Source organism: Streptomyces carminius (assembly GCF_002794255.1).
Taxonomy (GTDB): domain Bacteria; phylum Actinomycetota; class Actinomycetes; order Streptomycetales; family Streptomycetaceae; genus Streptomyces; species Streptomyces carminius.
In genome coordinates this window covers 67,158-93,218 of record NZ_PGGW01000038.1, presented here as the reverse complement: position 1 = coordinate 93,218, position 26,061 = coordinate 67,158, and the positions used below count along the sequence as shown (strand labels likewise).

General features: G+C 74.0%; 27 protein-coding genes and 1 pseudogene. 12 read left to right on the top strand and 16 right to left on the bottom strand.

Features of this window, described 5'->3' with window-relative positions; translation table 11 throughout:
- The first annotated feature begins 454 nt into the window (after positions 1 to 454).
- Positions 455 to 823, top strand: a complete 369-nt coding sequence (locus CUT44_RS09355; RefSeq protein ID WP_100200186.1) for a VOC family protein — start codon at positions 455 to 457, stop codon at positions 821 to 823.
- 273 nt (positions 824 to 1,096) lie between these two features.
- On the opposite strand, the gene CUT44_RS09350 is transcribed toward CUT44_RS09355, so the two are convergent.
- Complete coding sequence (locus CUT44_RS09350) at positions 1,097 to 2,041, bottom strand: aldo/keto reductase (RefSeq protein WP_100200185.1); 945 nt, start codon at positions 2,039 to 2,041, stop codon at positions 1,097 to 1,099.
- A gap of 90 nt (positions 2,042 to 2,131) precedes the next feature.
- Between CUT44_RS09350 and CUT44_RS09345 the strand changes: the two genes are divergently transcribed.
- Positions 2,132 to 2,743 (top strand): TetR/AcrR family transcriptional regulator, encoded by a 612-nt coding sequence (locus CUT44_RS09345; protein ID WP_408646693.1) that lies wholly within the window; start codon positions 2,132 to 2,134, stop codon positions 2,741 to 2,743.
- A gap of 352 nt (positions 2,744 to 3,095) precedes the next feature.
- A complete protein-coding gene (locus CUT44_RS09340; RefSeq protein WP_100200183.1) occupies positions 3,096 to 3,629 on the top strand; it encodes a DUF488 domain-containing protein in 534 nt (177 codons plus the stop codon).
- A 40-nt stretch (positions 3,630 to 3,669) separates the two neighbouring features.
- On the opposite strand, the gene CUT44_RS09335 is transcribed toward CUT44_RS09340, so the two are convergent.
- From CUT44_RS09335 to CUT44_RS09325, 3 genes are all read right to left on the bottom strand, one after another.
- Entirely contained in the window at positions 3,670 to 4,374 is a 705-nt protein-coding gene (locus tag CUT44_RS09335; RefSeq protein ID WP_100200182.1) for a restriction endonuclease, read from the bottom strand.
- A gap of 173 nt (positions 4,375 to 4,547) precedes the next feature.
- On the bottom strand, positions 4,548 to 5,591 hold the full coding sequence (locus CUT44_RS09330) for a flavin-containing monooxygenase (protein ID WP_100200181.1): 1,044 nt from the start codon (positions 5,589 to 5,591) through the stop codon (positions 4,548 to 4,550).
- 134 nt (positions 5,592 to 5,725) lie between these two features.
- Positions 5,726 to 6,091: an ArsR/SmtB family transcription factor gene (locus CUT44_RS09325; RefSeq protein ID WP_100200180.1), complete on the bottom strand. Its 366-nt coding sequence runs from the start codon at positions 6,089 to 6,091 to the stop codon at positions 5,726 to 5,728.
- 175 nt (positions 6,092 to 6,266) lie between these two features.
- On the opposite strand from CUT44_RS09325, the gene CUT44_RS09320 reads away from it, so the two are divergent.
- Positions 6,267 to 7,679 (top strand): FAD-dependent oxidoreductase, encoded by a 1,413-nt coding sequence (locus CUT44_RS09320; protein ID WP_408646698.1) that lies wholly within the window; start codon positions 6,267 to 6,269, stop codon positions 7,677 to 7,679.
- A gap of 94 nt (positions 7,680 to 7,773) precedes the next feature.
- On the opposite strand, the gene CUT44_RS09315 is transcribed toward CUT44_RS09320, so the two are convergent.
- Entirely contained in the window at positions 7,774 to 8,157 is a 384-nt protein-coding gene (locus CUT44_RS09315) for a MerR family transcriptional regulator (RefSeq protein ID WP_100200369.1), read from the bottom strand.
- Positions 8,158 to 8,523: 366 nt separating this feature from the next.
- Between CUT44_RS09315 and CUT44_RS09310 the strand changes: the two genes are divergently transcribed.
- The 3 genes from CUT44_RS09310 to CUT44_RS09305 all read left to right on the top strand — a co-directional run bounded on the left by CUT44_RS09310 (position 8,524) and on the right by CUT44_RS09305 (position 11,795).
- Positions 8,524 to 10,038 (top strand): SulP family inorganic anion transporter, encoded by a 1,515-nt coding sequence (locus CUT44_RS09310; RefSeq protein WP_100200178.1) that lies wholly within the window; start codon positions 8,524 to 8,526, stop codon positions 10,036 to 10,038.
- 116 nt (positions 10,039 to 10,154) lie between these two features.
- Complete coding sequence (locus CUT44_RS34480; protein WP_269846148.1) at positions 10,155 to 10,289, top strand: hypothetical protein; 135 nt, start codon at positions 10,155 to 10,157, stop codon at positions 10,287 to 10,289.
- A gap of 126 nt (positions 10,290 to 10,415) precedes the next feature.
- Complete coding sequence (locus CUT44_RS09305; protein WP_100200177.1) at positions 10,416 to 11,795, top strand: hypothetical protein; 1,380 nt, start codon at positions 10,416 to 10,418, stop codon at positions 11,793 to 11,795.
- A gap of 25 nt (positions 11,796 to 11,820) precedes the next feature.
- Here CUT44_RS09305 and CUT44_RS34475 read toward each other — a convergent pair whose 3' ends face one another.
- The 6 genes and pseudogenes from CUT44_RS34475 to CUT44_RS09275 form a co-directional block, all read right to left on the bottom strand.
- Complete coding sequence (locus tag CUT44_RS34475; RefSeq protein ID WP_199185535.1) at positions 11,821 to 12,483, bottom strand: class F sortase; 663 nt, start codon at positions 12,481 to 12,483, stop codon at positions 11,821 to 11,823.
- A 46-nt stretch (positions 12,484 to 12,529) separates the two neighbouring features.
- A complete protein-coding gene (locus CUT44_RS33470) occupies positions 12,530 to 13,003 on the bottom strand; it encodes an LPXTG cell wall anchor domain-containing protein (protein WP_199185578.1) in 474 nt (157 codons plus the stop codon).
- Positions 13,004 to 13,199: 196 nt separating this feature from the next.
- A pseudogene (locus CUT44_RS09290) lies at positions 13,200 to 14,048 on the bottom strand (IS5 family transposase); the annotation flags it as partial.
- A 46-nt stretch (positions 14,049 to 14,094) separates the two neighbouring features.
- Positions 14,095 to 15,207, bottom strand: a complete 1,113-nt coding sequence (locus tag CUT44_RS09285) for an alkene reductase (RefSeq protein ID WP_100200175.1) — start codon at positions 15,205 to 15,207, stop codon at positions 14,095 to 14,097.
- A 65-nt stretch (positions 15,208 to 15,272) separates the two neighbouring features.
- A complete protein-coding gene (locus CUT44_RS09280; RefSeq protein WP_100200174.1) occupies positions 15,273 to 15,875 on the bottom strand; it encodes an NADPH-dependent F420 reductase in 603 nt (200 codons plus the stop codon).
- Positions 15,875 to 16,918 carry a zinc-binding dehydrogenase gene (locus CUT44_RS09275; protein WP_233221064.1) on the bottom strand — a complete coding sequence of 348 codons (1,044 nt, stop codon included), beginning with the start codon at positions 16,916 to 16,918 and terminating at the stop codon, positions 15,875 to 15,877. The genes CUT44_RS09280 and CUT44_RS09275 overlap by 1 nt, the downstream gene beginning before the upstream one ends.
- 81 nt (positions 16,919 to 16,999) lie before the next feature.
- Between CUT44_RS09275 and CUT44_RS09270 the strand changes: the two genes are divergently transcribed.
- Positions 17,000 to 17,599: a TetR/AcrR family transcriptional regulator gene (locus tag CUT44_RS09270; protein ID WP_100200172.1), complete on the top strand. Its 600-nt coding sequence runs from the start codon at positions 17,000 to 17,002 to the stop codon at positions 17,597 to 17,599.
- Between the two features lie 625 nt (positions 17,600 to 18,224).
- Here the strand turns inward: CUT44_RS09270 and CUT44_RS09265 are convergent.
- The 3 genes from CUT44_RS09265 to CUT44_RS09255 form a co-directional block, all read right to left on the bottom strand.
- Positions 18,225 to 18,599, bottom strand: coding sequence for a hypothetical protein (locus CUT44_RS09265; RefSeq protein WP_100200171.1), 375 nt, complete (start codon positions 18,597 to 18,599; stop codon positions 18,225 to 18,227).
- A gap of 9 nt (positions 18,600 to 18,608) precedes the next feature.
- Positions 18,609 to 19,190: a YbaK/EbsC family protein gene (locus CUT44_RS09260; RefSeq protein WP_100200170.1), complete on the bottom strand. Its 582-nt coding sequence runs from the start codon at positions 19,188 to 19,190 to the stop codon at positions 18,609 to 18,611.
- A gap of 116 nt (positions 19,191 to 19,306) precedes the next feature.
- Positions 19,307 to 19,891 carry a helix-turn-helix domain-containing protein gene (locus CUT44_RS09255; protein ID WP_100200169.1) on the bottom strand — a complete coding sequence of 195 codons (585 nt, stop codon included), beginning with the start codon at positions 19,889 to 19,891 and terminating at the stop codon, positions 19,307 to 19,309.
- 143 nt (positions 19,892 to 20,034) lie between these two features.
- Here CUT44_RS09255 and CUT44_RS09250 point away from each other — a divergent pair, with 143 nt between their 5' ends.
- A complete protein-coding gene (locus CUT44_RS09250; protein ID WP_100200168.1) occupies positions 20,035 to 20,895 on the top strand; it encodes an EamA family transporter in 861 nt (286 codons plus the stop codon).
- A 200-nt stretch (positions 20,896 to 21,095) separates the two neighbouring features.
- Here CUT44_RS09250 and CUT44_RS09245 read toward each other — a convergent pair whose 3' ends face one another.
- Positions 21,096 to 21,887 (bottom strand): acyltransferase, encoded by a 792-nt coding sequence (locus tag CUT44_RS09245; RefSeq protein ID WP_100200167.1) that lies wholly within the window; start codon positions 21,885 to 21,887, stop codon positions 21,096 to 21,098.
- Between the two features lie 132 nt (positions 21,888 to 22,019).
- Here CUT44_RS09245 and CUT44_RS09240 point away from each other — a divergent pair, with 132 nt between their 5' ends.
- The 3 genes from CUT44_RS09240 to CUT44_RS09230 all read left to right on the top strand — a co-directional run bounded on the left by CUT44_RS09240 (position 22,020) and on the right by CUT44_RS09230 (position 25,048).
- On the top strand, positions 22,020 to 22,565 hold the full coding sequence (locus CUT44_RS09240; protein ID WP_100200166.1) for a gamma carbonic anhydrase family protein: 546 nt from the start codon (positions 22,020 to 22,022) through the stop codon (positions 22,563 to 22,565).
- 90 nt (positions 22,566 to 22,655) lie between these two features.
- Entirely contained in the window at positions 22,656 to 23,702 is a 1,047-nt protein-coding gene (locus CUT44_RS09235; RefSeq protein WP_100200165.1) for a hypothetical protein, read from the top strand.
- The gene (locus tag CUT44_RS09230) at positions 23,699 to 25,048 is read left to right on the top strand and encodes an MFS transporter (RefSeq protein WP_100200164.1); all 1,350 of its coding nucleotides are present in this window, start codon (positions 23,699 to 23,701) and stop codon (positions 25,046 to 25,048) included. The genes CUT44_RS09235 and CUT44_RS09230 overlap by 4 nt, the downstream gene beginning before the upstream one ends.
- Here the strand turns inward: CUT44_RS09230 and CUT44_RS09225 are convergent.
- Positions 24,988 to 25,860, bottom strand: coding sequence for a spermidine synthase (locus CUT44_RS09225; protein ID WP_100200367.1), 873 nt, complete (start codon positions 25,858 to 25,860; stop codon positions 24,988 to 24,990). The two genes, CUT44_RS09230 and CUT44_RS09225, sit on opposite strands and share 61 nt — an antisense overlap.
- Between the last annotated feature and the right edge of the window lie 201 nt (positions 25,861 to 26,061).

The window sequence follows — 26,061 nt, the reverse complement described above, 5'->3', positions numbered from 1 at the left end:
GGTGATCGTGCCGGAGGCCGGGTCCCTACCGGCACCGCAGCGCCGGCCCGGTCCGGCCGGGCCGGCGCTGCTCACGCACGACGCCTCGGACGTTCCGCCCGCTGCCCTGTGCGTTCCGCCGCTCGGGACGGCGTGGTCCACGGCCGCCGGGCACGGTGCCGCGGCGCCGTGTGACGCGAGCTCTCCGGGCTTCTCCGGAGCACGACCGGCGCCCGTGGGACGTCCCGTGTGTCCGGGGGACCGCTGCCGCCGTCGCGGCGGGCCGCCCGGCACTCGGACGGCCCGCGGCGCGTCCAGTACCGCGCCGGCCGAAGAACCAGGTGGGACCGGCTACATGCGGCTTCCGGCCGCCTTGTGATCACACGCACCAGGACGCCTCGCCACCGGGCAAACCTCGCCCGGCGCGGCACTAGGGTGTGGAGCGCGAAGGTCCACCGATCGGCCCGGAGATACCATGCCCCTGCAGATGAAGCTGACCGCGATAACACTCGACTGCCCTGATCCGCTGGCTCTGGCGGCGTTCTACCAGCAGATCACCGGCCTCGAACTCCACCCGGAGTCGGACACCGGCTTCGCCGGTCTCCGCCGTGCGGACGGACTCTTCATCGGCTTCCAGCGGGTCGGCGGCTACCGGGCTCCGAGCTGGCCCGATCCGGCCGTCCCCCAGCAGTTCCACCTCGACTTCGCGGTCGAGGACCTGGACAAGGCCGAGGCATGGCTGCTGCAGCTGGGCGCCCGCAAGCCGTACCACCAGCCGGGCGGGGACAGATGGCGGGTCTTCATCGATCCCGCGGGGCACCCCTTCTGCCTGGACAGAGGCTGATCCCCGCCCCGCTCCGCCGGTGCTCCGGCGCACGCCCGCACGGTTCCCGGCGCACCGGGTCGGCGTGCCGCTCCGCCCGCCCGGACGACCGCCGGATCCTGCCCGGCACTTCGCCCGGCAGGTTCGGCGGCACACCCCTCTCCCCCGTCGTCGCGTCACCTGGAGCCGACCCGGGAACAGGGAGAGCGGCACGGGAACGGGAATCGGACGCAGGCACCGCGCGGCCGGGTGACACACGGTGGGCGCGGCCCGGACGTGTCGGCCGCGAACGGATCAGCCGAGCGCGATGTCGACGGACCGCGACTCGACGGCGGCCAGCGCGGCCAGCGCGGCCTCGTCGAGTTCGATCGCTCCGACGGCCATGTTCGCCTCCAGGTGGGCGGCGTCCGCCGTCCCTGGGATGAGCAGGACGTTCGGCGTGTGATGGAGCAGCCAGGCCAGACCGACCTGCGCGGGAGTACGGCCAAGGGACAGGGCGACGGCGACGACGGCCGGTTCGCCGGTCACCTTCGGCAGACCGGGGAAGGCGCCGCCGAGCGGGAAGAACGGCACCCAGGCGATCCCCTCCTCGGCGCAGAGCCGGAGCATCTCCTCGTCGCCGCGTGCGACCAGGCTGTAGGCGTTCTGGACGCAGACGATATCGGCGGGGAGAGCCCTGCGCAGTCCGTCGAGGGTGACGCCGCTCAGTCCTATCGCGCCGATCTTGCCCTCGTCCCGCAGCGCGGTCATCACCGCGAGCTGGTCGTCGATGTCGACCACCTGGTCGCCCTCGGCCCGCAGACCCGGCCCGACATCCAGGCGGCGCAGGTTGACCACCGGGATCCGGTCGAGGCCGAGGGAGCCGAGATTGTCCTCGACACTCGCCCGCAGCTGCTCGGGCCGCTGGGCCGGACGCAGCGGAAGGGTACCGCCCGGGTTGGGATCGGCACCGACCTTGCTGACGACCGTGACACCGTCCTCGGGGCGGAAGGCGTCGCGAATGAGCCCGTTGACGAAACCGTCTCCGTAGAACTGGGCGGTGTCGATGTGGTCGGCGCCGAGTTCGACCGCGCGGCGCAGGAGCGCGATCGCGGTGTCGCGGTCGGTGTGCGGACGCTCCAACTGCATCGCGCCGTATCCGATGCGGGAGACCGTGCGGTCCCCGAGCGTCCCGGTCCCTCCTGCGTGCGGGACACCGGAGGGCGTGAGGCGGGGGGAAGGACTGCTGGTCGCGGTCATTTGGGACGCCCTATCCTCATGAGACGACAAAGAAAGCGGAGGACACTCCGCTTGACTGACTGTAACACCTTTACCGGAGGAACCTCCGCTTTGAGTCCCACCGATCCGCCACCCCCGGGAACCGGCCCCGTGAAGAAGCCGCGCACCGCCCGCGCCGACGCGCTGCGCAACCGGGACAGGCTCCTCCGGGCCGCCGGCACCGCGTTCGCGACCTCGGACGGCGCCGTCTCGCTCGAAGGGATCGCCCGCGAGGCCGGCGTCGGCATCGGCACGCTGTACCGCCACTTCCCGACCCGGGAGGCCCTGGTCGAGGCCGTGTACGCCGCCGAGTTCGACGACATCACCGGTAGCGCTCCCGCCCTGCTCCGGGAGCTTCCGCCGGACGCGGCGCTCCGCGCCTGGATGGAGCGCTACGCCGCCTTCGTCGCCACGAAGCGCGGTATGGCCGACACCCTCCGCGCCGCCTGGGCCTCGGGGCGGATCGCCACCTCGGCCACCCGGGAACGCATCACCGCCGCCGTCGCCCTGATCCTCACCGCCGGAGCCGAGGTCGGCTCACTCCGTGCCGACGTCGACCCGCGGGATGTCACCGTCATGCTGCTGGGAGTCTTCCTCGCCGACAGCGTCGACGACTCCCCCGAGCGGACCGGACGGCTGATCGGCCTCCTCATGGACGCGCTGCGGCCCGCGACGGCCCGCTGACGACCGGGGTGGTCGTCAGCGGGCCGGCTCAGGACATCGGCGCCGACCGCCGCCCGGCGGAACGGGCGCCTCGGCCGCGGTCTCCCGGCCATGTCGGCGACACCGGGGGATCGCGGCCGGAAGGGGCGCCGGGATCGCATCTGCGTGTTCCATGCTGTTTGTCGTATCGCTTGGCACACTTTTCCTTCGATGCCCTTCCGGACAGGTCAGATCCCGCGGCGCCTCGCCGGACCGGCGGCAATATGTCCGCGGTGGGCGGACAGACGAGGTCCGAGGCTCCGTTCCGCGGCCGCGAGGCCGGCGCCGGCCTCGCGGAGGGCGACATGACACGGAAGACCGGAAGAGGTGCCCGATGGCCCGGCTCGAACTCCTCACCTTCGGCCACAGCACCGCGGGCCGCGTACCGCTGGCGGAGTTGCTGCGCCGGGCCGGACTCGCCGCCGTGGTGGACGTCAGGACCGCTCCCGGCAGCCGTCGCGACCCGGACCTGGCGCGGCAGCGGCTTGCCCGGTGGCTGCCGGAGGAGGGCATCGCCTACCGCTGGGAGCCGCGGCTGGGCGGCTTCCGCAGGCCCGCGCCGGACTCACCCGACACGGTCTGGCGCAACGCGTCCTTCCGCGGTTACGCCGCGCATACCCGCACCCCTCAGTTCGTCGCCGCCATGGACGAGCTGCTGGCGCGGGCGGCACGAGAACGCACGGCGGTGATGTGCAGCGAGGCCGTGTGGTGGCGGTGCCACCGCCGTCTCATCGCCGACTTCGCCGTCCTCGCCCGCGGGGTGCCGGCCCTCCATCTGATGCACGACGGCCGCCTGACGGAGCACCCCCCGACTCCGGGAGCGCGCCTCCTCCCGGACGGCCTGCTCGTCTACGACGGCGAGGGCTGAGCGGCGGCGCGGGGCAGGCACCGCCCGGGGCGTCCCCTGTTCACGTGCCGTAGGTCTTCTTCCACCGGGTGCGGTGCCGCCGGTCGCCCTGGCCCGAACCGTTGACGCCGAGCAGGGACTGCAGGGATGCGCCGTTGTTCCACAGACCCAGGTGGTCGCGGTGCACGGCGAGGATGCCGTGCTTCACCACGAACGCCTCGGAGGGGCGGCTGAAGCGCGTGGTCGTCACGAAGACGGCTACCTCGGCCCCGAAGTGCACCCGGGCGCCCAGCAGATCGCGCACTTCACGGCTGGCGATGGCGCCGCGCGGCGCGTACCGCTTGCACTGGACGACCATCGTCCGGCCGTCGGGCAGCCGCCCGGTCACATCGGCGCCGTTGTCGTGCGAGCCCCCTACGCGCCGTACCTCTGTGCAGCCGTCCCGGCGGCACAGCGCGGCCACCAGTTCCTCGAACTCGGTGCCGCTCATCGTGTCGATCTCGGCCAGCGTCCGGTGCCCCGCCCGTACCGCCTCGGCCTGCCGCCAGCCGCGGTCCGCTCCGCGGACGGCCCGGTCCGTACGCCACAGCCACCAGCCCGCGACGCCCAGGCCGGCCAGGACGGCGGCCCCCAGGACGTAGGGCCGGGCCGCCGACCATGCCACCAGCAGCAGGAGCAGCGCCGCTCCGCCGCCTGCCGCGACCGCCCTGCGCGGTCTCTCGCGGCTGCGCCGCGCCGTCGGTCGGCGCCCACGCCCAGCAGCCATCCCGCCCCCTCCACACCACCTTCACCACTCTTCGCCGGCACAGCAGTCTGGACGGAGCCGGCCGGGCCGGGAAGGGCGCCGATCGGCCATGGCCGAAAGCGGGCCCGCCCCGCCCGCGGGGCCGCCGCAGAGATCACCGCTTCCCTGTCCTGACGGCCCGGCCGGCCGGGCCGTCAGGACGGTTGCCGGCGCAGCCGGGTCAGCACATGGCGCGCGTCGCGGCCGACCCCGCGCAGGGTCTTGGAGGAGAAGCCGCGCTGGAACTCCAGTCCGACGAAGCCCAGCCCGGGAACGGTGGTGGCGACACCGCCGCGGTGGCGGGGCCGGCCCTCCGTGTCCAGCGCGCCGCTGCCGTCCAGGTAGGGGAAGGCGGGGCGGTAGCCGGTGGCCAGCACGACGGTGTCGACCGCTTCCTTCGTCCCGTCCGCCCACACCACGCCGTCGGGGGCCAGCCGGGTGAACATCTCCCGCCGGTCCACTCCGTGTCCGGCCAGGGCGGCGCGCCAGTGGCCGTCGTCAAGCACCGAGGCAGGCAGCCGGTGGAGCCACCGGCCCAGCGGTGCGATGTCCCCTCCGGTGTGCTTCAGCCACCAGTGCAGGTCCCTGCCGAGCGGACGCTGCGGCAGCCACCTGAGGGGGCGGCGGGTGGCGAGGGTGACCTCGGCGACGGCACCGAGTTCGGCCGCGATCTGGACGGCGGAGTTGCCGCCGCCCACCACCACGATCCGCTGCCCGGCGAAGGGTGCGGGGGCGCGGTAGCCGGCGGCGTGCAGCAGCCGTCCGCCGTACTCCGCCCGCCCGGGCAGCTCCGGTGTGTGCGGGGTGCCGAAGTCGCCGGTCGCCGCCACCAGCGCCCTGGCCGTGAAGCGGCTGCCGTCCGCCGCGCGCACCGCCCAGGCGCCGTCGTGCCGGGTGGCGGAGGTGACGGTGGTGGAGGTGCGGACCTCGACCGGCAGGCGGCGGGCGCAGTCACGCAGATAGGCCACCACCTCGTCCCGGCCCGGGTAGCGGTCGGGCTCGCCGGGGAAGGGCATGCCGGGCAGCGCGCTGTACCGGGCCGGGGAGAAGAGGGTGAGGCTGTCGTAGTAGTGCGGCCAGGCGCCGCCCGCCCGGTCGGCGGCCTCCAGCACCAGGGTGCGGGGGAAGCCGTGGTGCGGGGCCAGGGCGGCGGTGGCCAGGCCGGACTGCCCGGCACCGATCACGATCAGATCATCCATGCGATTCCGGACCCTTCGGTCAATTCTCCATTTCGATGAATATCGAAGTAGTGGGCAGGGAACGGCACCGGCGGGTGAGGGCGGAACCTCCGGCGGATGCGGCGACGCCGGCGCGACGGTGACCGGCCGCCCCGTCAGCGCGGGTCGAGCATGGCGGACATCGCCGCCACCACGGAGGGGGCGACCTTGTAGTAGACCCAGGTGCCGCGCCGTTCGGAGGTGAGCAGTCCGGCCTCCCTGAGCTTCTTCAGGTGGTGGGAGACGGTCGGCTGGGAGACTCCGACGTCGGAGATGTCGCACACGCACGCCTCCCCGCCCGCGTGCGAGGCGACCAGCGAGAACAGCCGCAGTCTGACCGGGTCGCCCAGCGCCTTGAACATCGCCGCGGTCCGCTCCGCCTCCTCGGCGGTCAGCGGGCGTTCGGTCAGCGGCGGGCAGCACGGCGCCGCGGTGTCGGACGTCGTCAGTACCGGCAGTTCCACGGCTCCTGGCTTCGACATACGTCTATGTTGACATCCGTCGAAGCAACTGACAAGCTCCGGACATCGACATATATCGAATCAAGGGGCACCTCGTCACCTTCCGCATCCACGCGTACCGCGAGCGTGCCCGCCGCACCGCGGCCGCCCACGGCCGCCGACCATCCCGCACAAGGAGAACATCCCCATGAACGCCATGAGCGAGCAGCAGCTCCCGGTCGTCGTGATCGGCGCCGGCCCCATCGGCCTGGCCGCCGCCGCGCACCTGACCGAACGCGGCCTGGAGCCGCTGGTGGTGGAGGCCGGGCCGGGCGCGGGCACGGCGGTGCGCCAGTGGTCGCACGTACGGCTGTTCTCCACCTGGGGCGAGGTCGTCGACCCGGCCGCCGAGAAGCTGCTGGCCCCCACCGGCTGGGTACGGCCCGACCCCGGCACCTACCCCTCCGGTGCCGACTGGGCCGAGCACTACCTGGAGCCGCTGGCCGGCGTCCTGGGCGACCGGGTGCGTTACGGCACCACCGTCACCGGCGTCGCCCGCGCCGGGCGGGACCGCGTCGTGGACGCCGACCGCGCCGCCCAGCCCTTCACCGTCCACCTCCGGCACACCGACGGTCACGAGGAGCGCGTCCCGGCGCGTGCGGTCGTCGACGCCTCCGGCACCTGGGCCACCCCAGGTCCGGCCGGCGGCGACGGGCTCCCGGCGCTCGGCGAGCAGGCGGCGGCCGACCGGATCGCCTACCGCGTCCCCGACCTGTCCGACCCGGCCGTCCGCGCCCGCTACGCGGGCCGGCGCACCGCCGTCATCGGTTCCGGCGCCTCCGCCTTCACCGCCCTCGCGACTCTGGCCGACCTCGCCCGGGCCACCGACGGCGCCGGAACGAAGGCGCTGTGGATCCTGCGCCGCGGCATCTCCGGCGCCACTTTCGGCGGTGGAGAGGCCGACCAGCTCCCCGCCCGCGGCGCCCTCGGCCTGGCGGCCAGGGCGGCCGTCGACGCCGGGCACGCGAGCGCGGTCACCGGCTTCCGCACCGCGGCCGTCGAACGCGACGGCGACGGACGCCTGGTGCTGACCGGCGAGGACGGCCGCCGCACCGAGCCGGTGGACGAGGTCATCGTGCTGACCGGGTTCCGCCCCGACCTGTCGTTCCTGTCCGAGGTCCGCCTGAACCTGGACGAACGCCTCCAGGCACCGGCCGCCCTCGCGCCGCTGATCGACCCCAACCAGCACTCCTGCGGCACCGTCTACCCGCACGGCCACCGCGAGCTGTCCCAGCCCGAGACCGGCGTCTACCTGGTGGGGATGAAGTCCTACGGCCGCGCGCCGACGTTCCTGGCCATGACCGGCTACGAGCAGGTCCGCTCCGTGGCCGCCGCCCTCGCCGGCGACACCGCCGCCGCCGACCGCGTGGAGCTCACCCTGCCCGAGACCGGCGTGTGCGGCGGCAGCGGACTGTTCGACGCCCCCGAGGCCGCCGAGGGCGACGGCGGCGGCTGCTGCGCCGCACCGGAGCCGCAGCCCATCCGACTCGGCACCGAGGCTCCGGTCCCCCCGGCCGAGGCGGCCGAGACCGCCGACGCGACCCCGGCCGGCGGCTGCTGCGGCGCGTGACCGCTCCCTTCGCCCGCGGGGACGCGACCGGATCGGGGGACCGGTCGCGTTCCCGCGCCGCCCCGCCCGGGCGGTGGTGGCCCGACGCCCCCGTTCAGTCCCGGGAATCCAGCTTGCGGCGGAGGGTGGCGGCGAAGTCCTCGGCGGCCAGCAGCCGGGCGCGCAGGGTCTCGCAGCGGGCGTCGGCGACCTTGCGGTAGGCGTCCAGGCGCTCCCGCAGCCGCTCGTGCTCGGCGGCCTCCAGCGGCTCGGCGGCCGAGAGCCGGTCGGTGATGGCCAGCAGGTCGCGCATCTCCTCCAGGGAGAAGTCCAGCGGCTTCATCCGGCGGATGACCATCAGCCGCTCCACGTCGGCGGCGGTGTAGAGCCGGAAGCCGCCCTTGGTGCGGGCGGAGGGGGCCACCAGGCCGACCTCCTCGTAGTGCCGGATGGTGCGCAGCGACAGGCCCGTGCGCTCGGCCACCTCGCCGATCCGCATCCGCTGCTCCTCCGCCACTGCCCCATCCCCTCCGGTGCCCGAACACTTTTCGGATTCCTGAACCAAACTCTATCGCGTGAGATGAATCACAAGGCCCCACACAGGGTTCACCTGCGATTCACAAGGCAGCGGCCACAGTCATCCCTCACGTCAGGGTAGGGTTTTGTTCATGGGCGGAACACCGCCCTCCCGAACCTCGTCGGGCAATGATGCCCGACCGGCGGCCCCCCACATCCGCCGATCCCCGGTTGCGCCCCCGTCACCGGCGACGGCCGCGGCCGACCGGTCCCTCCCGCTCCCCCGCGGAGCCACGCACACTGCGCGCGCACGCCGAAACGCCCGCGCGCCCGACATGGAAACGGATGCATGTCCGCTGACACCTCCGCAGCCTTGCGGCTGCGCCTGCCCCGCCGCCCCTCCCGCCCCGAGTGGCTGTCCTCGGCGAAGGTCTTCCGCACCGAGGTGCTGGCCGGCCTGGTCGTCGCCCTGGCCCTGATCCCCGAGGCGATCTCCTTCTCCATCATCGCCGGAGTGGACCCGGCCGTGGGCCTGTTCGCCTCCTTCACCATGGCCGTGACCATCGCCGTCGTCGGCGGCCGCTCCGCGATGATCTCCGCCGCCACCGGCGCCATCGCCCTGGTCATCGCCCCCCTCAACCACGAGTACGGCCTGGGCCACCTGATCGCCGCCGTCATCCTGGGCGGCCTGATGCAGATCGCGCTCGGCGCGCTGGGCGTGGCCCGGCTGATGCGCTTCGTGCCCCGCTCGGTGATGGTCGGCTTCGTCAACGCCCTGGCCATCCTCATCTTCCTCGCCCAGGTGCCCGAGTTCACCGACGTCCCCTGGGCCGTCTACCCGCTCATGCTCGGCGGCCTGGCCCTGATGATCTTCTTCCCCCGCCTGACCAGGGCGGTGCCCGCCCCGCTGGTCTCCATCGTCATCCTCACCGTGATCACGGTGGCCGCCGGCATCGCGGTGCCCACCGTCGGCGACAAGGGCGACCTCCCCTCCGCCCTGCCCACCCCCGGCCTGCCCGACGTTCCCTTCACCGTGGACACCCTGACCACCATCGCCCCCTACGCCCTCGCCCTGGCCCTGGTGGGGCTGATGGAGTCGCTGATGACGGCCAAGCTGGTCGACGACATCACCGACACCCACTCGGGCAAGACCCGCGAGTCCATCGGCCAGGGCATCGCCAACGTCGTCACCGGCCTGTTCGGCGGCATGGGCGGCTGCGCCATGATCGGCCAGACCATGATCAACGTCAAGACCGCCGGCGCCCGCACCCGCCTGTCCACCTTCCTGGCCGGCGTCTTCCTGCTCATCCTGGTCGTCACCCTCGGCCCCGTGGTCTCCACCATCCCCATGGCCGCCCTGGTCGCGGTGATGATCCTGGTGGCCTTCGCCACCTTCGACTGGCACTCCGTCCACCCCAGGACCCTCAAGCGGCTGCCCCTCAGCGAGACCGTCGTCATGACCGTCACCGTCGCCGTGGTGGTGGCCACCCACAACCTCGCCATCGGCGTCATCACCGGCGTCCTCACCGCCATGGTCGCCTTCGCCCGCCGCGTCGCCCACCTGGCCGAGGTCACCGCCGTCACCGACCCCGACGGCACCAGCGTCGTCTACGCCGTCACCGGCGAACTGTTCTTCGCCTCCTCCAACGACCTGGTCTACCAGTTCGACTACACCGGCGACCCCGAGGACGTCGTCATCGACCTGACCGACGCCCACATCTGGGACGCCTCCTCCGTCGCCGCCCTGGACGCCGTCGAGACCAAGTACGCCGCCCGCGGCAAGAAGGTCACCATCATCGGCCTCAACAAACCCAGCGCCGCCATGCACGGCAAACTCGCCGGACAACTCGCCGACACCCACTGACCGGGCGGACGGGCCGGGTGCCGCGGTCGGCAGGAGTGTCCGGCGCCGGACGGGGCAACGGTGGAACATCCGGCCGGTCCCGGCCGGGCACCCCTCGTCCGACCAGGAGGATCACCATGCCGGAGAGCGTCTTTCTCATCATCGGCCTGACAGTCGCGCCCGTCCTCGCCCTGGCGCTCCTCATCTGGGGGCTGAACGGCACCTCCTGGCTGCTGCGGCGCCTCACCGGCCAGAGCCGGAGAAACGCGTGACACGGAGCCGCGCGACCGCGGGAGACAGGCCCGGAACCTGCCCCTGCGGACATCCGCCCGGGCCACTCGCCCCGGTATCCGCGGCCCGGCTGAGAACACCGCCCGGTTCCGGCGTACGGTGCATCCATGCATGCCAACGGGGCGCAGACACACGGAAGTCAGTATCAGCGGCGCGGACACGTCCTCCTGGTCGCCGGGGACCGCGCCGTGCACCGGCGGCGCCCGCAGATCACCCCCAGCGCCAACCTGGCGGCCCTGGCCACCGTTCCCACCCCGGTGCTGCTGGACAGCTCCCTCCCCACCGACCTGGTGCATCTCGACGGCGTCCACGACCCCAACTCGGTCCTGCTGCGGCTGCGGGCCGCCGTCGCGGCGTCCGGGCCGGTCCTGCTGTACCTCTCCGGGCGGCTCACCGCCGACCGCCGCCGGCGTGAGCTGCATCTGGCCCTGACCGGCACCACTCCGGGGACCGTCCGCTACAGCGCGCTGCCGTGGTCCTGGCTCCGCAACGAGCTGCGCACCCGCCCGGCGGGAACCACCGTGGTGTTCGCCGACCTCGCCGCCGACCGGCATGCCTGGGCCCGGCTGCAGGAGCGGCCCGACGCCGTCTGCGAGCAACTGCCGCTGTGCGGGGTCGTCGTACCGCCCGGCCTGGCGGGCACCGAGGGCGTCAGCCCCTACACCCGGCAGCTGGTCGAGCAGTTGCGCCAGGAGGCCGGGCGGCCCGGCAACAGCCTGCTGCACTCGGCGGCGGTGTCCGCCGCCGCTCTGCCGCCGGGCACCCTGGTCCTGCCCCGGAGCGGGCAGCTCGACGCCCTGTCCGGGACCGGCGAGCCCCGGACCGACATCCGGCGCCTGCTCGCCCAGGTCCAGCGGCGGCGGGCGGCGGACCGGTCCTCGCCCGCCGCCGCGGCGGCTCCGGACGCTCCCGGGCCCCCCGGAACGCCGCCGCACCCCGGACCGGCCCCGGTGGCCCCGCCGGCCGCGGCCGCTCCGGCGGGGCCGCCGGCCCCGGTGCCCGCCCGGGCACCGGCCGCCACGCTGCCCGCCGTACCGCGGCAGCTCCCCGCCGAGGCCGATCCCCGTCCGGTGATCTGGGAGGCCGCACAGGCCGGACGGCACAACGAGGCGGCGGCCATGGCCGCCGCCTGGGAGCAGCACGCGATGCGCCGCCACGGGCCGAACTCCGCGGAGGCCGTCCACTGGGCGGAGATCCGCGCCGACCTGGCCCGGATCGCCGAGAACTACCCGCAGGCCACCCGGCTGTGGATCGCCGCCGCCCGCTCCCGGCTGGCCCACCAGTCCTCTGACGCCCCCGAGCTGCTCGCCGCGGCGCAGGGCGCCCACTACTGCTGGCACCATGTCACCGACCCGGACGCCGCCCGGGAGCTGGGACCGGAGCTGCTGGACCTGCTGGGCCGGCTTCCCGCGCTCGACCCGCGCCATGTGCCCGTCGCCCGGCAACGGCTGGAGGCCCTGGGCTCCCGTACCTCACCTGCCGGGTGACGGCCCGTCCGGGCCGTCCGGCTGATCATCCGCGCGGCCCGTCCGGCGGTACCGTCGCCGCGAGGACGACCAGGTTCCCGGTGTAGCGGCCCGCGGCCCGGTCGTACCGGCCCGCGCAGGTGATCAGCCGGAGGGCCGGACGGCCACCGGTGCCGCCGTAGACCCGGTCGGTGGGGAAGGCGTCCCGCCGGTGCGCGGCCACACCGCGCACGGTGAACGAGACCGTGGTGCCGTCGGCGCGGTCGACGGCGATCCGGTCGCCGGGCCGCAGTTCGGCGAGGCGGTGGAAGACGGCCGGGCCGGTGGCGGAGTCGTAGTGGCCGACCAGGACCGCGGGGCCCGGTTCGCCCGGTTCGGGGCCGTCCCGCCACCAGCCTGCGGCACCGGGGCTCTCGGGCGGCGGCAGGACTCCGTCCGGCCCGGTCACCAGGGGCCCGACGGGCGCCGCCACACCGATGGCCGGAACGCGGACACGTATCGGAACGGCTTTCTCCGCCGCCGGTCCGGGCCGGTTCGTCCCCTTCTCCGGGGCCCGGTCCGGGAACCGGCCCGCCTCCGGCCGGGTACCGGCCGCGCGGACGGAGTCCGGGGCGTCCCCGCAGCCGGGAAGGGTCAGCGCCAGTGCGCAGAAGGCGGTGGTGCCCGCGGTTGTGGCGGCCGCGCGGAGGTCACCGCCCCGCCGGGGCACCAGGCGGCGCCGGGGACGGCGGTGCCGTCCCGTGGGCCGGAGGATCTCAGGCTCCCCGGTCCGCGGAGCCGGCCGCCGTACGGCGCCGGCGGACCAGCACCGCACCGCCCGCGGCCAGGCCGAGGCCGGCCGCCACGGAGAGCGCGGGCCCGATGTCGCCGGGGGCCGTGCCGCCGTCTCCGGCGTCGACGGAACCGCCCGGGATCCCGGCCCCGCCGTCCCCGTCTCCGTCTCCGTCCACGTCTCCGTCTTCGTCCACGTCCCTGTCCTCGGGCGTGAGCGGGTCACCGACCTCGCCCCGGTCGCCTCCCTCGGAGGACAGTGACTCGCAGGCGCGCCCGTCGTCGTCGGCGTCCAGGCCGTACGGATCACCGTCCTGTCCGTCAAGGACGCGCTGGGCGGCCTCCCGGGACTCGAAGTCCGCACAGTCCAGGTCGGGCTGGGACCACGCGGTCCCGGCCGTGGGCAGCGGGGTCAGCGCCGCCAGGGCGCATGCCGCGGCGGCGGTACGCAGTCGCATGGGATCCTCCCGCATCGGTGCTCTGCCGACCGGGTGGCGGAAGACGCCACCCGACTGCCACGGTCGGCCTCCACCACGGGAGCGGCCACTCGGCGACCGCCATTCGGGTGACGCCGCTCCGCCCGGTCCACGGCGGACGGACACCGTGTGGGCCGGGCGGAACGGTGATGCGGAACAGTGCCAGGCAGTTTCGTCCGGGTCGGCGGGCGGGCCAGAAGAAGATGCCTGCGATGTGGAGTCCGGCCAGGTGGATGGTCGCGGTCTTCTCGTAGCGGGTGGCGATGCCGCGCCACTGCTTCAGGCGGTTGATGCACCGCTCGGCGGTGTCGCGTTGCTTGTGTGCCTCGCGGTCGAAGGCCGGCGGTCTGCCACCGGCCTGTCCGCGCTGCCGCCGGTTGGCCTGCTGGCCGGCCCGTTCCGGGATCACCGCGCGGATGCTGCGTCTGCGCAGGTGGCCGCGGATCGCGCGGGAGGAGTACGCCCTGTCGGCCGGGACCAGGCCCGGCCTGGTGCGGGGCTGTCCAAGAGGGCGGAGGACACGCAAGCGGGCCATGACGTCCGTGAAAGCGGGTGCGTCGCCGGCCTGGCCGGCGGTGAGGACGAACGCGAGTGGCCGGCACCGGCCGTCAGCCGCGAGGTGGGTCTTCGTGGTCAGTCCGCCGCGGGACCGGCCGATGGCGTGGTCGGCCGGCTCGCCGGCCCGGGCCCCTTTCTGCGGGCCCCGGCCGCATGCTGGTGAGCCCGCACGATCGTCTCAGTCCACGGACACGGCCCAGCCGACGTCCTCGTCCGCGTCGGCCTGAGCCACCAGGGCGGTGAACACCCGCTCCCACGTGCCGTCGACGGCCCACATCCGCAGCCGGTTGTAGACGCCTCGCCAGTTGCCGTACTTCTGCGGCAGGCGCACCCACCGGGCCCCGGTCCGGAACTCGAAGGCGGTCGTATCGATCACCTCACGACGGTCCCGCCACCGGCCACCCCGCCTCGGCGTCCGGTCCGGGAGCGACGGCTCGATCCGCGCCCACTGCGCATCACTCAACGGCACACCCGGACCAACGACCGGCCGATCCCAACCTCGCGGGTCAGTACACCTAGGACCCGGTCACGGTGGGGTAGTCCGTGTATCCCTCCGCACCACCGGCGTAGTACGTGTCGCGGTCGCCGGCGGCGACAGGATGACCGTGGGCGAACCGATCGACGAGGTCCGGATTGGCGATGAAGGGAGCGCCGAAGGAAACCGCGTCAGCCAACTCTCGTTCGAGTAGCTCGTTGCCTGTCGCCTGCGTGAAGCCGAGATTGGCGATGACGGCACCGCGGTAGTGGGTTCGGAAGCGGGTGAACGCGGTGGAGGTGTCGTCGGTGCCCGTGTGGGGTTCCGGTCCCAGGAGGTGGAGATAGGCCAGGTCGGTGTCGCTGAGGCGCTTGAGGAGCAGGTCGTAGTCGGCCAGCACCTCGTCGTCCGCGGTGAAGGACGGCTCGCGACGCCAGTAGGGGGACAGTCTGACGCCGACGCGGTCGCTGCCCCACACGCTGCTGACGGCGTCCACGACGTCAAACAGGAACTGGGCCCGCTTCTCACTGCTGCCGCCGTAGGCGTCGGTGCGCTGGTTCAGGCGGGGGTTGAGGAACTGGGCCACGAGGTGGGATGCCTGCGCGTGGATCTCCAGGCCGTCGAAGCCGGCGCGCAGAGCGTTGGCGGCGGCCCGCCGGTAGGTGTCGATCGTGGTGGCGATCTCCGCCGCGGTCAGGGCGCGGGGCGTGACCGTGTCCTTCGGGCCGTCGGGAGTGAAGGACATATCCCGGGGGTTGATCGCCGAGGGACCGGCGGGGAGGCGGCCACCGAGGTGGTCGGGATGGGAGACGGCGCCGACGTGGCCGATCTGCGAGATGATCCTGCCTCCCGCCGCGTGCACGGATTCGGTGACCTTGGCCCAGCCGGCGGTCTGAGCGTCCGTGTAGATGCCGGGGACGTTGATGAAGCCGATCGCGTCCGGGCTGACCCAGGTTCCTTCGCTGATGATCAGGCCGGCGCCGGCACGCTGCGTGTAGTAGGTGGCGTGCAGGGCGGTGGGGGCCAGTTCCGCGTTGGTGGCCCGGGAGCGCGTCATGGGAGCCATGACGACGCGGTTGGGCAGTTCGAGCGCGCCCAGTCGAACGGGCTGCAGGAGGGGCTGGGTGCCGGATGCCGAAGTCGGGTCGGACATGAGGGACTCTTTCGTGAAGGAAGGCGCTCCTCGCGGACGCGGGGAGTACGAGCGGCTGGGTGGGATCAGTCCTGCTTGAGGGCGTGGAGGCCGGACAGGGGCCCGCCGAGCTGGGTGAGGCGGCCTCCCTCACGCAGCGTTCCGAGGTCGACGGGCGCGAAGCCGAACTGGGAGGCCAGGCCCATTACGGTGTTCTTGGCGTCCGTGTCGTCGCCGGCCAGGAACAGCACCTGACGCCCGGCCTCGTGGCGGGGATCGGGTGCGATGAACCGCGCGAAGAGGGCGTTGAAGGCCTTCACCACGCGCGCGCCGGGAAGCAGGGAGGCCACGTACTCGCTTCCGGTGAGATCGCCCAGGTCGGCGATCTCCGCGTTCGGGGGAGGGGAGTCGAACTGGTTGGTGGCGTCAATGACGACGGTCCCGTCCAGGGGAGGGAGTTGGGCGGCGACGTCGGGGACTTGCGGCCAGCCGACCGCGAGCACGACGAGGTCTGCGACAGCGGCCTCGGCGGGGGTTGCGGCCGTCGCGCGTGCGCCGAGATCCTTCACCAGCGGAGCCAAGGAGTCGGGTCCTCGGCTGTTGCTGAGCACGACCTCGTGGCCGTGCCGGATCGCGTGCCGGGCGATGGCCTGGGCGATGGTCCCGGCTCCGAGCGTTCCGATCTTCATCAGGCCGCCCCCTGCCCGGGGCCGGCCGCCTGCGGTGTGGTGAGCAGGACGGTCCCGGTCCTGGCCGGGCGGCGGGCGTGTTCGATGGCCGCCTCGAAGTCGGCGAGGTCGTAGCCGGCCGCGACTTCGAGCAGGTCCGGCGTGTTCCGTGCCAGGTCCAGGGCGAAGGCGATGTCCTGGGCCCGCTCCTTCGGGGTGCGGCTCATCCACTGCAACACGGTCACGCCCTGCACGGTCAGCGCCCGTTGGATGAGTGGCAGTCTCTCCAGCGGGGTGGTGCCGGAGCCCAGTTGCCCGTAGGAGATGAGGGTGCCGCCGTCGGCGAGCAGCTCGGCGAGGTCCCGGGTCATGGCACCGCCGACGCAGTCGAGGACGACCCGGATGCCCTGCTCGCCGGCTTCGTGGCGGACCCGCTCCCGCCAGTCGTCGTCGCACGTCGCGATCACGGGCAGCGTGGGGTACAGCGTTCGCATCTTCTGGGCACCGGATGCGCTGCGTACGAGGTTGATCAGGGGCAGGCCGTGCCGGACCGCGGCCGCGCCGACCAGCCGGCCGACGGAGGAACCGGCGGCCGTCTGGAGGACGGAGCCCTGCCGGCCGCGCAGGGCACTGTCCAGCGCGCGGTACAGCATGAGCAGCGTCAGGGGATTGACCAGCATCAGGGCCGCGGTCTCGTCGCTGACCTCGTCCGGCACCGGCACGGCCCGGTCGGCCGCGACCACGACGTACTCGGCCCACGTCCCCGGCGCCGGGAAGACCGCCACGCGCTGACCGGGACCGGGTGTGTGCACGTCCGGCCCGACGCTCTCGACGACGCCCATCCCCTCCACTCCGGGAGTCCGGGCGCCCGACTGCTGTTCCGGGAGTCCCGGCAGTCCCTCCACACCGGCCAGGTCGCCCGGATGGACGGGCCGGACCCGCATGCGAACCAGGACCTGCCCGGTGCCGGGACGCGGTCGCCCGGGCTCCTCCCTCAGCGTGAGTACCTGTGCGGGTTCTCCTTGCCGGGTGTGCACCACGGCGCGCATGGCTCCTCCACTCACCTATTGATGATGACCAACATTAAAACAATGATGAGGGGTAACCTTGGAAAGGTCAATCACAGTCGAGGCGGGAGGGCGGGCATGCCGCGGATCACCAAGGAAGACAAGGCCAGGAATCGGCAGAACATCGTCGAGGCGGCCGGGCGCATGTTCCGCGCGCAGGGCATCGACACCGTCGGGATCGCCGACCTGATGAAGGAAGCGGGCCTGACCCACGGCGGCTTCTACAACCACTTCGCGTCCAAGGACGACCTGGCCGCCGAGGTGTGCAACGCCTCGTTCGCGGCGTCCCTGGGCGTCCTGGAGCAGGCCGTCGGGGAAGGGGACGATCCCGCCGGCCCACCGCTGAGACGAGTGGTGGACGAGTATCTCTCGGTCGCCCACCGCGACGCTCCGGACGGCGGCTGCCCCTCCGCCTCCCTCGTCACCGACGCCGGGCGGCACAACGACACGATCCAGCGCTCGTACGCAGCCGGCGTGGAAGGGTACCTCGCGGGCTTCGCCGCGGAACTCGCCCGTGAGCAGGACGGGGAGATCACCCCACAGCAGGCGCGGGACCGGGCGATGCTGCTGCTCAGCAGGCTGGTCGGGGCGATGGTGCTCGCCCGAGCGGTCCGCCGCGTCCAGCCCGAACTGTCCGACGAGATTCTGCGGACCTGCCGCGCTCACGCCCTCGACTGACCAGCCCGGGCGGCACGGCCACGGCGGCGTACCGAAAGGACGCTCTCCCGGCTACTGGGCGCCTCACCAAGGCGGTGTTCGCGATGCCGGGGCAGCCGAAGCTGCAGGCAGGCGATGGCGAGGGCCGGGGCTCTGCTGTGCTTGAACTCGTTGCGGCAGCGCTCACCGCAGCCTCGAAGTGCGTGCAGTCGGTGACGATCCCGGCGGTGATCCCGGAGGCCGGCGGGTGACCGCGCCCGTCGCGGGCACGGTGGCTCTCCGCGGCCGGCCCGTCACCGGAACCGGCCCGGTCGGCCGCCTGCCGGCGATCGCGCACCGGGAGGCCCCTGCGCGACGGAGCCCGCAACGGCTCGATCACCGCCCGCGTCAGTCACCTTTCGACGACGCACCACGAGCGGACCGACGCACCAGTCACTCAGCGGACGTGACCTGGAGGGCCTGTCGTTCGGCTCACGCCGCAGACGCGTGGTCCGGTGGTCCGGTACGCACATCTGCGGCGTTGTCGTCGGTCGCCGACGCTCCGCGTCGACTCCCTCCTCCGCCTTGCGGCTGCGCGTACCGGACCACGCTCACCGGCGCTGGACAGCACCGTCACTTTCCTGCGACCTGATCCGGACGACAGGCCCTAAGCGTCCGAGTAGCTGAGTTCTCCCAGGGTCCAGCCGCACACCTGGTCGATGGGGACCCGGTACATCCCCCCGGTGTCGGGGAGGCCGTAGCTCCCCTGGAGGATGCGTGCCACATGCAGGTGCAGGTGGGTAGGACGGCCGCCCTCTCCGCGCCGGGCGTCCGCCCCGGTGGCGGCGAACAGTTCGGCGAACGGCTTGAGCTGCTCGGAGTCCCTCAGTACCTCGGCGACTCGTTCCCTCCAGACGGCCTCGGGTGCCAGCCTGCCGGTGATCACGGCGCCGGGCACCACCACGGTGAGGGGCATCTGGTTGCTCTGCTCGGACTCCACCTTCTCGGCGATGTCGGCGAGCAGGTCATCGTGGTTCGACATGCGGGCAGACTAGCGCCCGCCGGGGGGTGGGGAGTCGCCCCGGTCCGCCGGGAGCCCCAGTCCTTCCAGCACCCGGGCACCGGGGAGCCGGGCGAGGAGCCCGCCGGGCACCAGCAGCTTGCCGCGGCGCCGGCCGCTGCCCACGACGACGTACGCAGCGCCGGCGGCGGCCGCGTCGACCAGCAGCGGCCAGTTTCCCGGCAGGCCGACCGGGGTGATGCCGCCGTACTCCATGCCCGAGGCCTCGACGGCGGTCTCCACGGGCGCGAAGGACGCCTTGCGGGCGCCCAGTTCGCGGCGGACCAGGCGGTTGACGTCGGCGCGGGTGTGGGCGAGGACGACACAGGCGGCGAGGGTGGTCTCCGGGCCCCGGCGGCCCGCGACGACCACGCAGTTGGCGGACTGTTCGGGCGGGATGCCGTGGACCTCGCCGAAGCGGGCGGTGTCGGCGTCCTCCGGGTCGCTGTCGACGTAGACGACGCCCTGCGCGGACACGGGTCCGCGCAGGGCGTCGGCGACCGGCGGGGCGAGCAGGCCGAGTTTCTCCGCGACCGGCCAGGCGGCGGTGAAGTCTCCGATGGGTGCGCGCATGGCGGACACGCTAGCGGCCACCGGCCGTACGGGCACGGGCACGGGACCGCTCCGGTGCGGCGGGGCCCCGTGCGATCCGGCGCGGTCCGGCGCGATTCAATGCGGTCCGGCGCGATTCAGTGCGGTGCCCGCGGAGCCGGGGGTACCGAGACCGCCATCGTCATCTCCACGGGCTCGCCGCCGTCGTTGCGGTAGCCGTGCGGGACGTTCGACTCGAAGGCCGCGGAGGCCCCGGCGGGCACCTCGTGGTCGGTGCCGTCGACGGTGAGCGTGAGCACTCCGGCGGTGACATGGACCAGTTCGGTGGTCCCGGTGGGGTGGGGATCGGAGGCGCTGCCCTCCCCCGGCATCAGCCGCCAGGTCCACAACTCCAGCGGGCCGGGCGCCTCCGCCCCGGCCACCAGGGTGCTGTGGCTGCCCGCCGCGGTGGACCACAGCCGCGCCATCCGGTCGGCGGGGACCAGCCTCACCGCCGGTTCCCGGTCGGATTCCAGCAGCCCGGTCAGGCTCACGCCGAGCGCGTCCGCGACCTTGACCACCGTGCCGAGGCTGGGGTTGGTGCGGGCCTGCTCGATCTGGATGAGCATCCCGCGGCTGACCCCGGCCCGGGCCGCCAGGGCGTCCAGGGTGAAGCCGCGCTCGGTGCGCAGCCGTTTGAGGCTGCGGGCGAGTGACTGGCTGAGCTGGTCAAGGTCTGTCACACGTGCCTCCTGTCCCGGGCCCGGAGCCCCCGCGGGGACCGCCCGGACCGCTTGGTGCATTATCAGAGATGACCCAGTACATTGGAATGGACTACGGTGCACTGCACCCGGGAGTCCATGACACTGTACCGAGAGGTCCCGCCATGATCGCGTTCGCCCTGACCACCAGTCTGCTGTGGGGACTGGCCGACTTCGGCGGCGGACTGCTGACCCGGCGCATCCCCGCCCTGACCGTGGTGGTCGTCTCCCAGACGCTCGCGGCGGTCGCGCTGGGGGCGGTGGTCGTGGCCACCGGTGCCTGGAGCGAGGCCGGAGCCCGGCTGTGGTTCGCCGTCGCGGCCGGGGTGGTGGGTCCGGCCGCGATGCTCTGCTTCTACCGCGCCCTGGCACTGGGGCCGATGGGGGTGGTCTCCCCGCTCGCCGCGCTGGCGGTCGTCGTGCCCGTCGGGGCCGGGCTGGCACTCGGCGAACGGCCCGGCGCGGCGCAGTACGCGGGCATGGCCGTCGCCACCGCCGGGGTGGTGCTGGCGGGCGGACCCCAGCTGAAGGGGGCTCCGGTGCAGCGGCGGACCCTGACGCTCACCCTGGTGGCGGCGGCCGGCTTCGGCACGGTGCTGGCGCTGATCGCGGAGGCCTCCACCACCCTCACCGGGCTGTACCTCGCCCTGTTCGTCCAGCGGGTGTGCAACGTCGCCGTCGGCGGCGCGGCACTGTACGTCTCGGTGCGGCGCGGCGGCGCGGCACTGCCCCCGCAGGGCCGTCCGGCGGTGACCGCCGCACTGCCCGCGCTCGCCTTCGTCGGGCTGGCCGACGTCGCCGCAAACGGCACCTACGCGCTGGCCGCCGGGGCCGGCCCGGTCACCGTCGCCGCCGTGCTCGCCTCCCTGTACCCCGTGGTGACCGCGCTGGCCGCCCGCGGTCTGCTGCGGGAGCGGCTGCTCCGGGTGCAGACGGCGGGCGCCGCCCTGGCGATGGCGGGCACCCTGCTGCTGGCCTCCGGCTGACCCGGTCCCGGAGCCCGGGCGGGGACCGCTAGAACAGTTCCCAGTGACTAGAACAGTTCCCAGTGACGGCGCGCGACGTACAGGGCCAGTGCCAGGCCGTGCAGGGCGACAGCGATGAGCAGCAGCAGTCGGAGATTCCGGTTGTCCACGGTCCCACGCACCTCCTCCGTCGTTCCCCTTCGTTCCCCGTCGTTCTCCGGTTACCCCGTTTCCCGGCCCGCGGCCGGTCCGCCCGCCGCGGGCCCCGGCGCGTCCGGTCCCGCAAGCGCCAGCAACTGCTCGGAAGTGACGCCCTCGGGGACCGGTACGGGCGGCGGGGTGCGCAGCGGGGGGCACCAGCCGTCCTCGGGGTCCCAGCGCCGTACGACCCGCGCGGGCGCGCCCGCGACCACGGCGTGGTCGGGCACCTCGCCGCGGACGACCGCCCCGGCCGCCACCACCGTGTTCCGGCCCAGCCGTGCCCCCGGCAGCACCACCGCGCCCGTGCCCAGCCAGCTGCCCGCGCCGATCTCCACGGGGGCCGAGCGCGGCCACTGCCTGCCGACCGGCCGGTGGGGGTCGTCGTAGGAGTGGTTGGTGGAGGTGATGTAGACGTACGGGCCGCAGAACACGTCGTTCCCGATGGTCACGCCCGCCCGGGCGGTGTCCGCGACCACATGGCTGCCGCGGCCGAGGACCACACCGTCCCCCAGCCGCAGGACCGCCTCCGGGCCGAGGTCGAGGTCCGGCATCATCCCGGCGGTCAGCGTCACCTCGGCGCCGATGACGCAGTGGTCGCCCAGCTCGATCCACCGGGTGCCGAACAGCGTGCCCTGCGGGAAGGCCAGCCGGGTGCCGGTGCCGATCCGGCGGAAGGCGTACGGGCCGGGGCGGGCGGCCGTGACGGCGCCGGCCCGCTGCGCCCGGCGCCACAGCGCGTGCACGGCGCGGGACAGCAGCCGGGCGGGCAGCCCGGACAGGGGGGACGGGAGCACGTTCCTGCGCATGGCCATCCGCTCACCGTAGACGCCCCGGCGTGCGGCGCACCGCGGAGTGTGCTGTGATCCTTGCCCCGCCCTCCGTCCGCCACGCGGGCGGAGGGGCGGACGGGAGCCGGAGCGGGCCGGGAGAACGGGAGAGAGCTGATGGAACGGCGGGCGACGGTCGCGGGCGTGGGCGGCAGGGAACCGGTGGTACACCCGGAGGCGCACCTCGCCGCGACGGCCGTGGTGGTCGGAGAGGTGTCGCTGGGCGCGGGCGCGAGCGTCTGGTACAACGCGGTGCTGCGCGGCGACTGCGACGCGATCACCGTCGGCCCGGGCAGCAACATCCAGGACAACTGCACCGTGCACGCCGATCCGGGCTTCCCCGCCGTGGTCGGCGAGCGGGTCTCGGTGGGACACAACGCGGTGCTGCACGGCTGTGCGGTCGAGGACGAGGTGCTGATCGGGATGGGCGCGACCGTGCTGAACGGCGCCCGGATCGGCACCGGTTCGCTGGTCGCGGCGCACACGCTGGTCCCGCAGGGCATGGTGATCCCGCCCGGTTCCCTGGTCGCCGGGGTGCCCGCCCGGATCAGGCGCGAGCTGACCGCCGAGGAGCGGGAGGGCATCAGGGTGAACGCGGCCATGTACCAGGACCTGGCCGGCACGCACCGGGAGACGCTCACCGACGTGCCCGGCAAGGAGTGAAGGGAGTGGGCGGCTCCGGCGTGTACCGGCTCCGTACCGAAGCGGGGGCGGCCGTGGCCGCGGCCGCGGGGCACCTCTAAGGTTCTGGCCATGTGGCCAGGACAGCAGCCCGGGGGCGAGCAGAACCCGCACGACCCGCAGAACCAGCAGGGCCCGCAGCAGCCCAATCCGTACCAGACGCCCGGGTACCAGGCGCCGAACCCCTACCAGGCGCCCGGGTACCAGGCGCCGAACCCGTACCAGGCACAGCCCGGCGGACCGTGGGGGCAGCCCGGCGGGCCCGGTGCCCCGCAGCCGCAGCCGGGCGGCGGAAAGGGCGGCAGGACCGCGGCGATCGCCGTCGTCGTGGCCGTCGCGGTGATCGCCGCGGCCGTGGTCACCGGGGTCCTCGTCCTGCGGGACGACGGCGGGGAGAAGACCGCCGGGGGCGGCGACAAGGCCGCGTCACCGAGCGCGGAGCCCTCCACCGGGGACGGCGCGACGCCGAGCGAGGAGCCGGAGAAGCGGGAGGACGACCCGAGCAACCCGCGCGACGGTCTCGCCCCGGAGAAGCCCGATCCGGTGGTCCCCGGCTGGCAGGTGGTCACCAACGCCAAGCACCACAGCGCCTTCGACGTACCGCCCGACTGGAAGGTGCGGTCGGAGGACACGATCATCGGTTACGGGCAGAAGGACAAGGACGACCCCTTCTCCGGCCCGCTGGTCGCCTTCAGCGCCCCGGCCGTCCACAAGGAGGGCTGGTGCAAGTCCGGGAACAGCGAGTACACCCGGTCCGTCGTCGGCAGCAAGGGCGGCCAGGGCTCCCGTGACACCGTCGAGGGCGCGGAGCTCGCCGCGGAGAACTTCGTCTACGCCGCCTACGGCGAGCAGAAGGACACCGTCAGGCTGACCAGGGCGAAGCCGTTCTCCAACGCGCACGGCATCAAGGGGCACATCGCGTCCGCCACGGCCACCGGGGTGAAGAAGGGCAACAAGTGTGACTCCGACGGCAAGGCCGTGGCCCTGTCCTGGATCGACGGCACCAACGACCTGCGCATCTGGGTGCTCGTCAGCGACGCCGGGGTCAAGGACGAGGTCCCGCAGGCCGTCATCGACAAGATGACCGCCAGTCTGCGCCCGTACGCCGAGGAGGAATGACCGCCCGCCCCTCCTGGGCCGGTCGCAACTACACCCTGCTGACGGCCGCCGCCGTGGTCACCGGCATGGGCAACTCCGGGGCGCTGATCGCGGCGGCGTTCGCCGTGCTCGCCCTGGGCGGCGACGGCACCGACGTGGGTCTGGTGGCCGCGGCCCGCACCGTACCGCTGGTGGCCTTCCTGCTGGTCGGCGGGGCCGTCGCGGACCGGCTGCCGCGCCACCGGGTGATGGTGGCGGCCAACGTGCTCAACTGCGCCTCCCAGGGCGTCTTCGCGGCGCTGGTGCTCTCGGGGGACGCGCTGCTGTGGCAGATGGCGGTGCTGTCCGCGCTGGGCGGCACCGGGCACGCCTTCTTCGCCCCGGCCGCCGAGGGCATGGTGCTCGCCAGCGTCGGCGGCGGACAGGCCGCGCGCGCCTTCGCGGTGTTCCGGATGGGTGTCAACGGCGCCGCCATCGGCGGCGCGGCCCTGGGCGGCGCGCTGATCGCCGCCGTCGGCCCCGGCTGGGTGCTGGCCGTGGACGCCGCCGCCTTCGCGGTGGCGGGCGCGCTGCGCGCCTTCCTCGACCTGCGCGGGATGCCCGAACGCGAGGCGGGCGGCGGGCTGCTCGGCGATCTGCGGGACGGCTGGCGCGAGGTGGCGGGACGGCCGTGGCTGTGGGCGGTGGTGGCGCAGTTCTCCGTCGTCAACGCGGTGGTCGCGGCGGCCGAGGCGGTGTACGGACCGCAGGTGGCCGCCGAGCACCTGGGCGGCGCCCGGCCCTGGGGCCTGGCGCTGGCCGCCTTCGGCGCGGGCACGGTGCTCGGCGGACTGCTGATGACCCGCTGGCGGCCGCGCCGCATCCTGCTCACCGGCGCGCTGTGCGTCTTCCCGCTGGCGCTGCCCTCGGCGGCGCTGGCGGTGCCGCTGTCCGCCGGGTGGCTGGCCGCGGTGATGTTCGCCACCGGGGTGGCCCTGGAGGTGTTCGGGGTGACCTGGATGCTGGCGCTGCACCAGGAGGTGCCGGAGGAGAAGTTCTCCCGGGTCTCGGCCTACGACTGGCTGGGCTCCGTGGCGCTGGTGCCGGTGGCCACCGCCGCGGCCGGGCCGGTGGAGGCGGCGGTGGGCCGGTCCGCGGCGCTGTGGGGCTGCTCGGCCCTGGTGGTGCTGCTGACCGCCGCGGTGCTGTGCGTACCGGACGTACGGAACCTGGTCCGGCGCGACGGTTCCGCTCCCCCGGCCGTCGCCGCGACGGCGGCGGCCGCCGGAGTGCCCGGCGCGGCGGGGCCGCCGGAGGCCGCCGGGTCTCAGCCGACCGTGAAGGCACCGCCCGGCGGCAGCGGCGAGGACTCCGCGTCGGCCTCCTGAACCGGGCGGGCGTCCCCCGTGATCCGCGCCAGCTCCCCGCCGTGCACCACCCGGGCCGGGAACGGGTCGCCCGCCGCCGCCCGCGCCAGTTCGGCCAGCGGCAGCTCGGCCCGGGAGGCGACCAGCACGGTGTTGCCGAAGCGGCGGCCGCGCAGCACGGCGGGCTCGGCGATCAGGCACAGCCGGTCGAAGACCGCCGTGAGGGTCGCCAGCTGGGAGCGGAGGAAGGCGAAGGGCGCGGCGTCGGCGAGGTTGGCGGTGTAGATCCCGCCGGGGCGCAGCGCCCGGGCGGCCTCCCGCGCGCAGGACAGGGTCGTCAGGTGCGCCGGGACGCGGGAGCCGCCGAAGACGTCCGCCACCAGCACGTCCAGCGAGCCCGGCGGCCGGTCCCGCAGGGCGGCGCGGGCGTCCTGGGCCCGCACTGTGATTCCGCCGAGCCCGCCGAGCCCCCCGCCTCCTTCGGTCTCCGGCAGCGGCAGGTGCTCGGCGACCAGCGCGAGCAGCGCCCGGTCGGCGTCCACCACCCGCTGGCGGGAGCCGGGGCGGGTGGCGGCCAGATAGCGGGGCAGGGTCAGGCCCCCGCCGCCCAGGTGGAGGACGTCCAGCGGGACGCCGGGCGCCGCGGCATGGTCCAGGACGTGGGCGATGCGGCGTACGTACTCGAACTCCAGGTGCGTCGGGTCGTCGAGGTCCACGTACGACTGGGGCGCGTCGTCGACGGTGAGCAGCCAGGCCCGGCGGCGGTCCACGTCGGGGAGCAACCGGGCGGTGCCCCCGTCCACGGCGCGGACCACGGGCAGCGACTCGTCCACCGGCTCGGTCATGCGCCCATTGTGCGGGGTGCGCGGACACCGGACCGGGCGGGGTCGGCGCACCGGGGAACACCCGGTGGTCAACGGACGCGGCGGGGGCCGCCACCGAACGGTTTTCCGGGCCCGCCTCTCCGGTCGTTCTCGCTGGTGGCGGTGGTGCCGTGGAATTCCGCGCGGCCCGCGACGCCGGACACGGGCCGT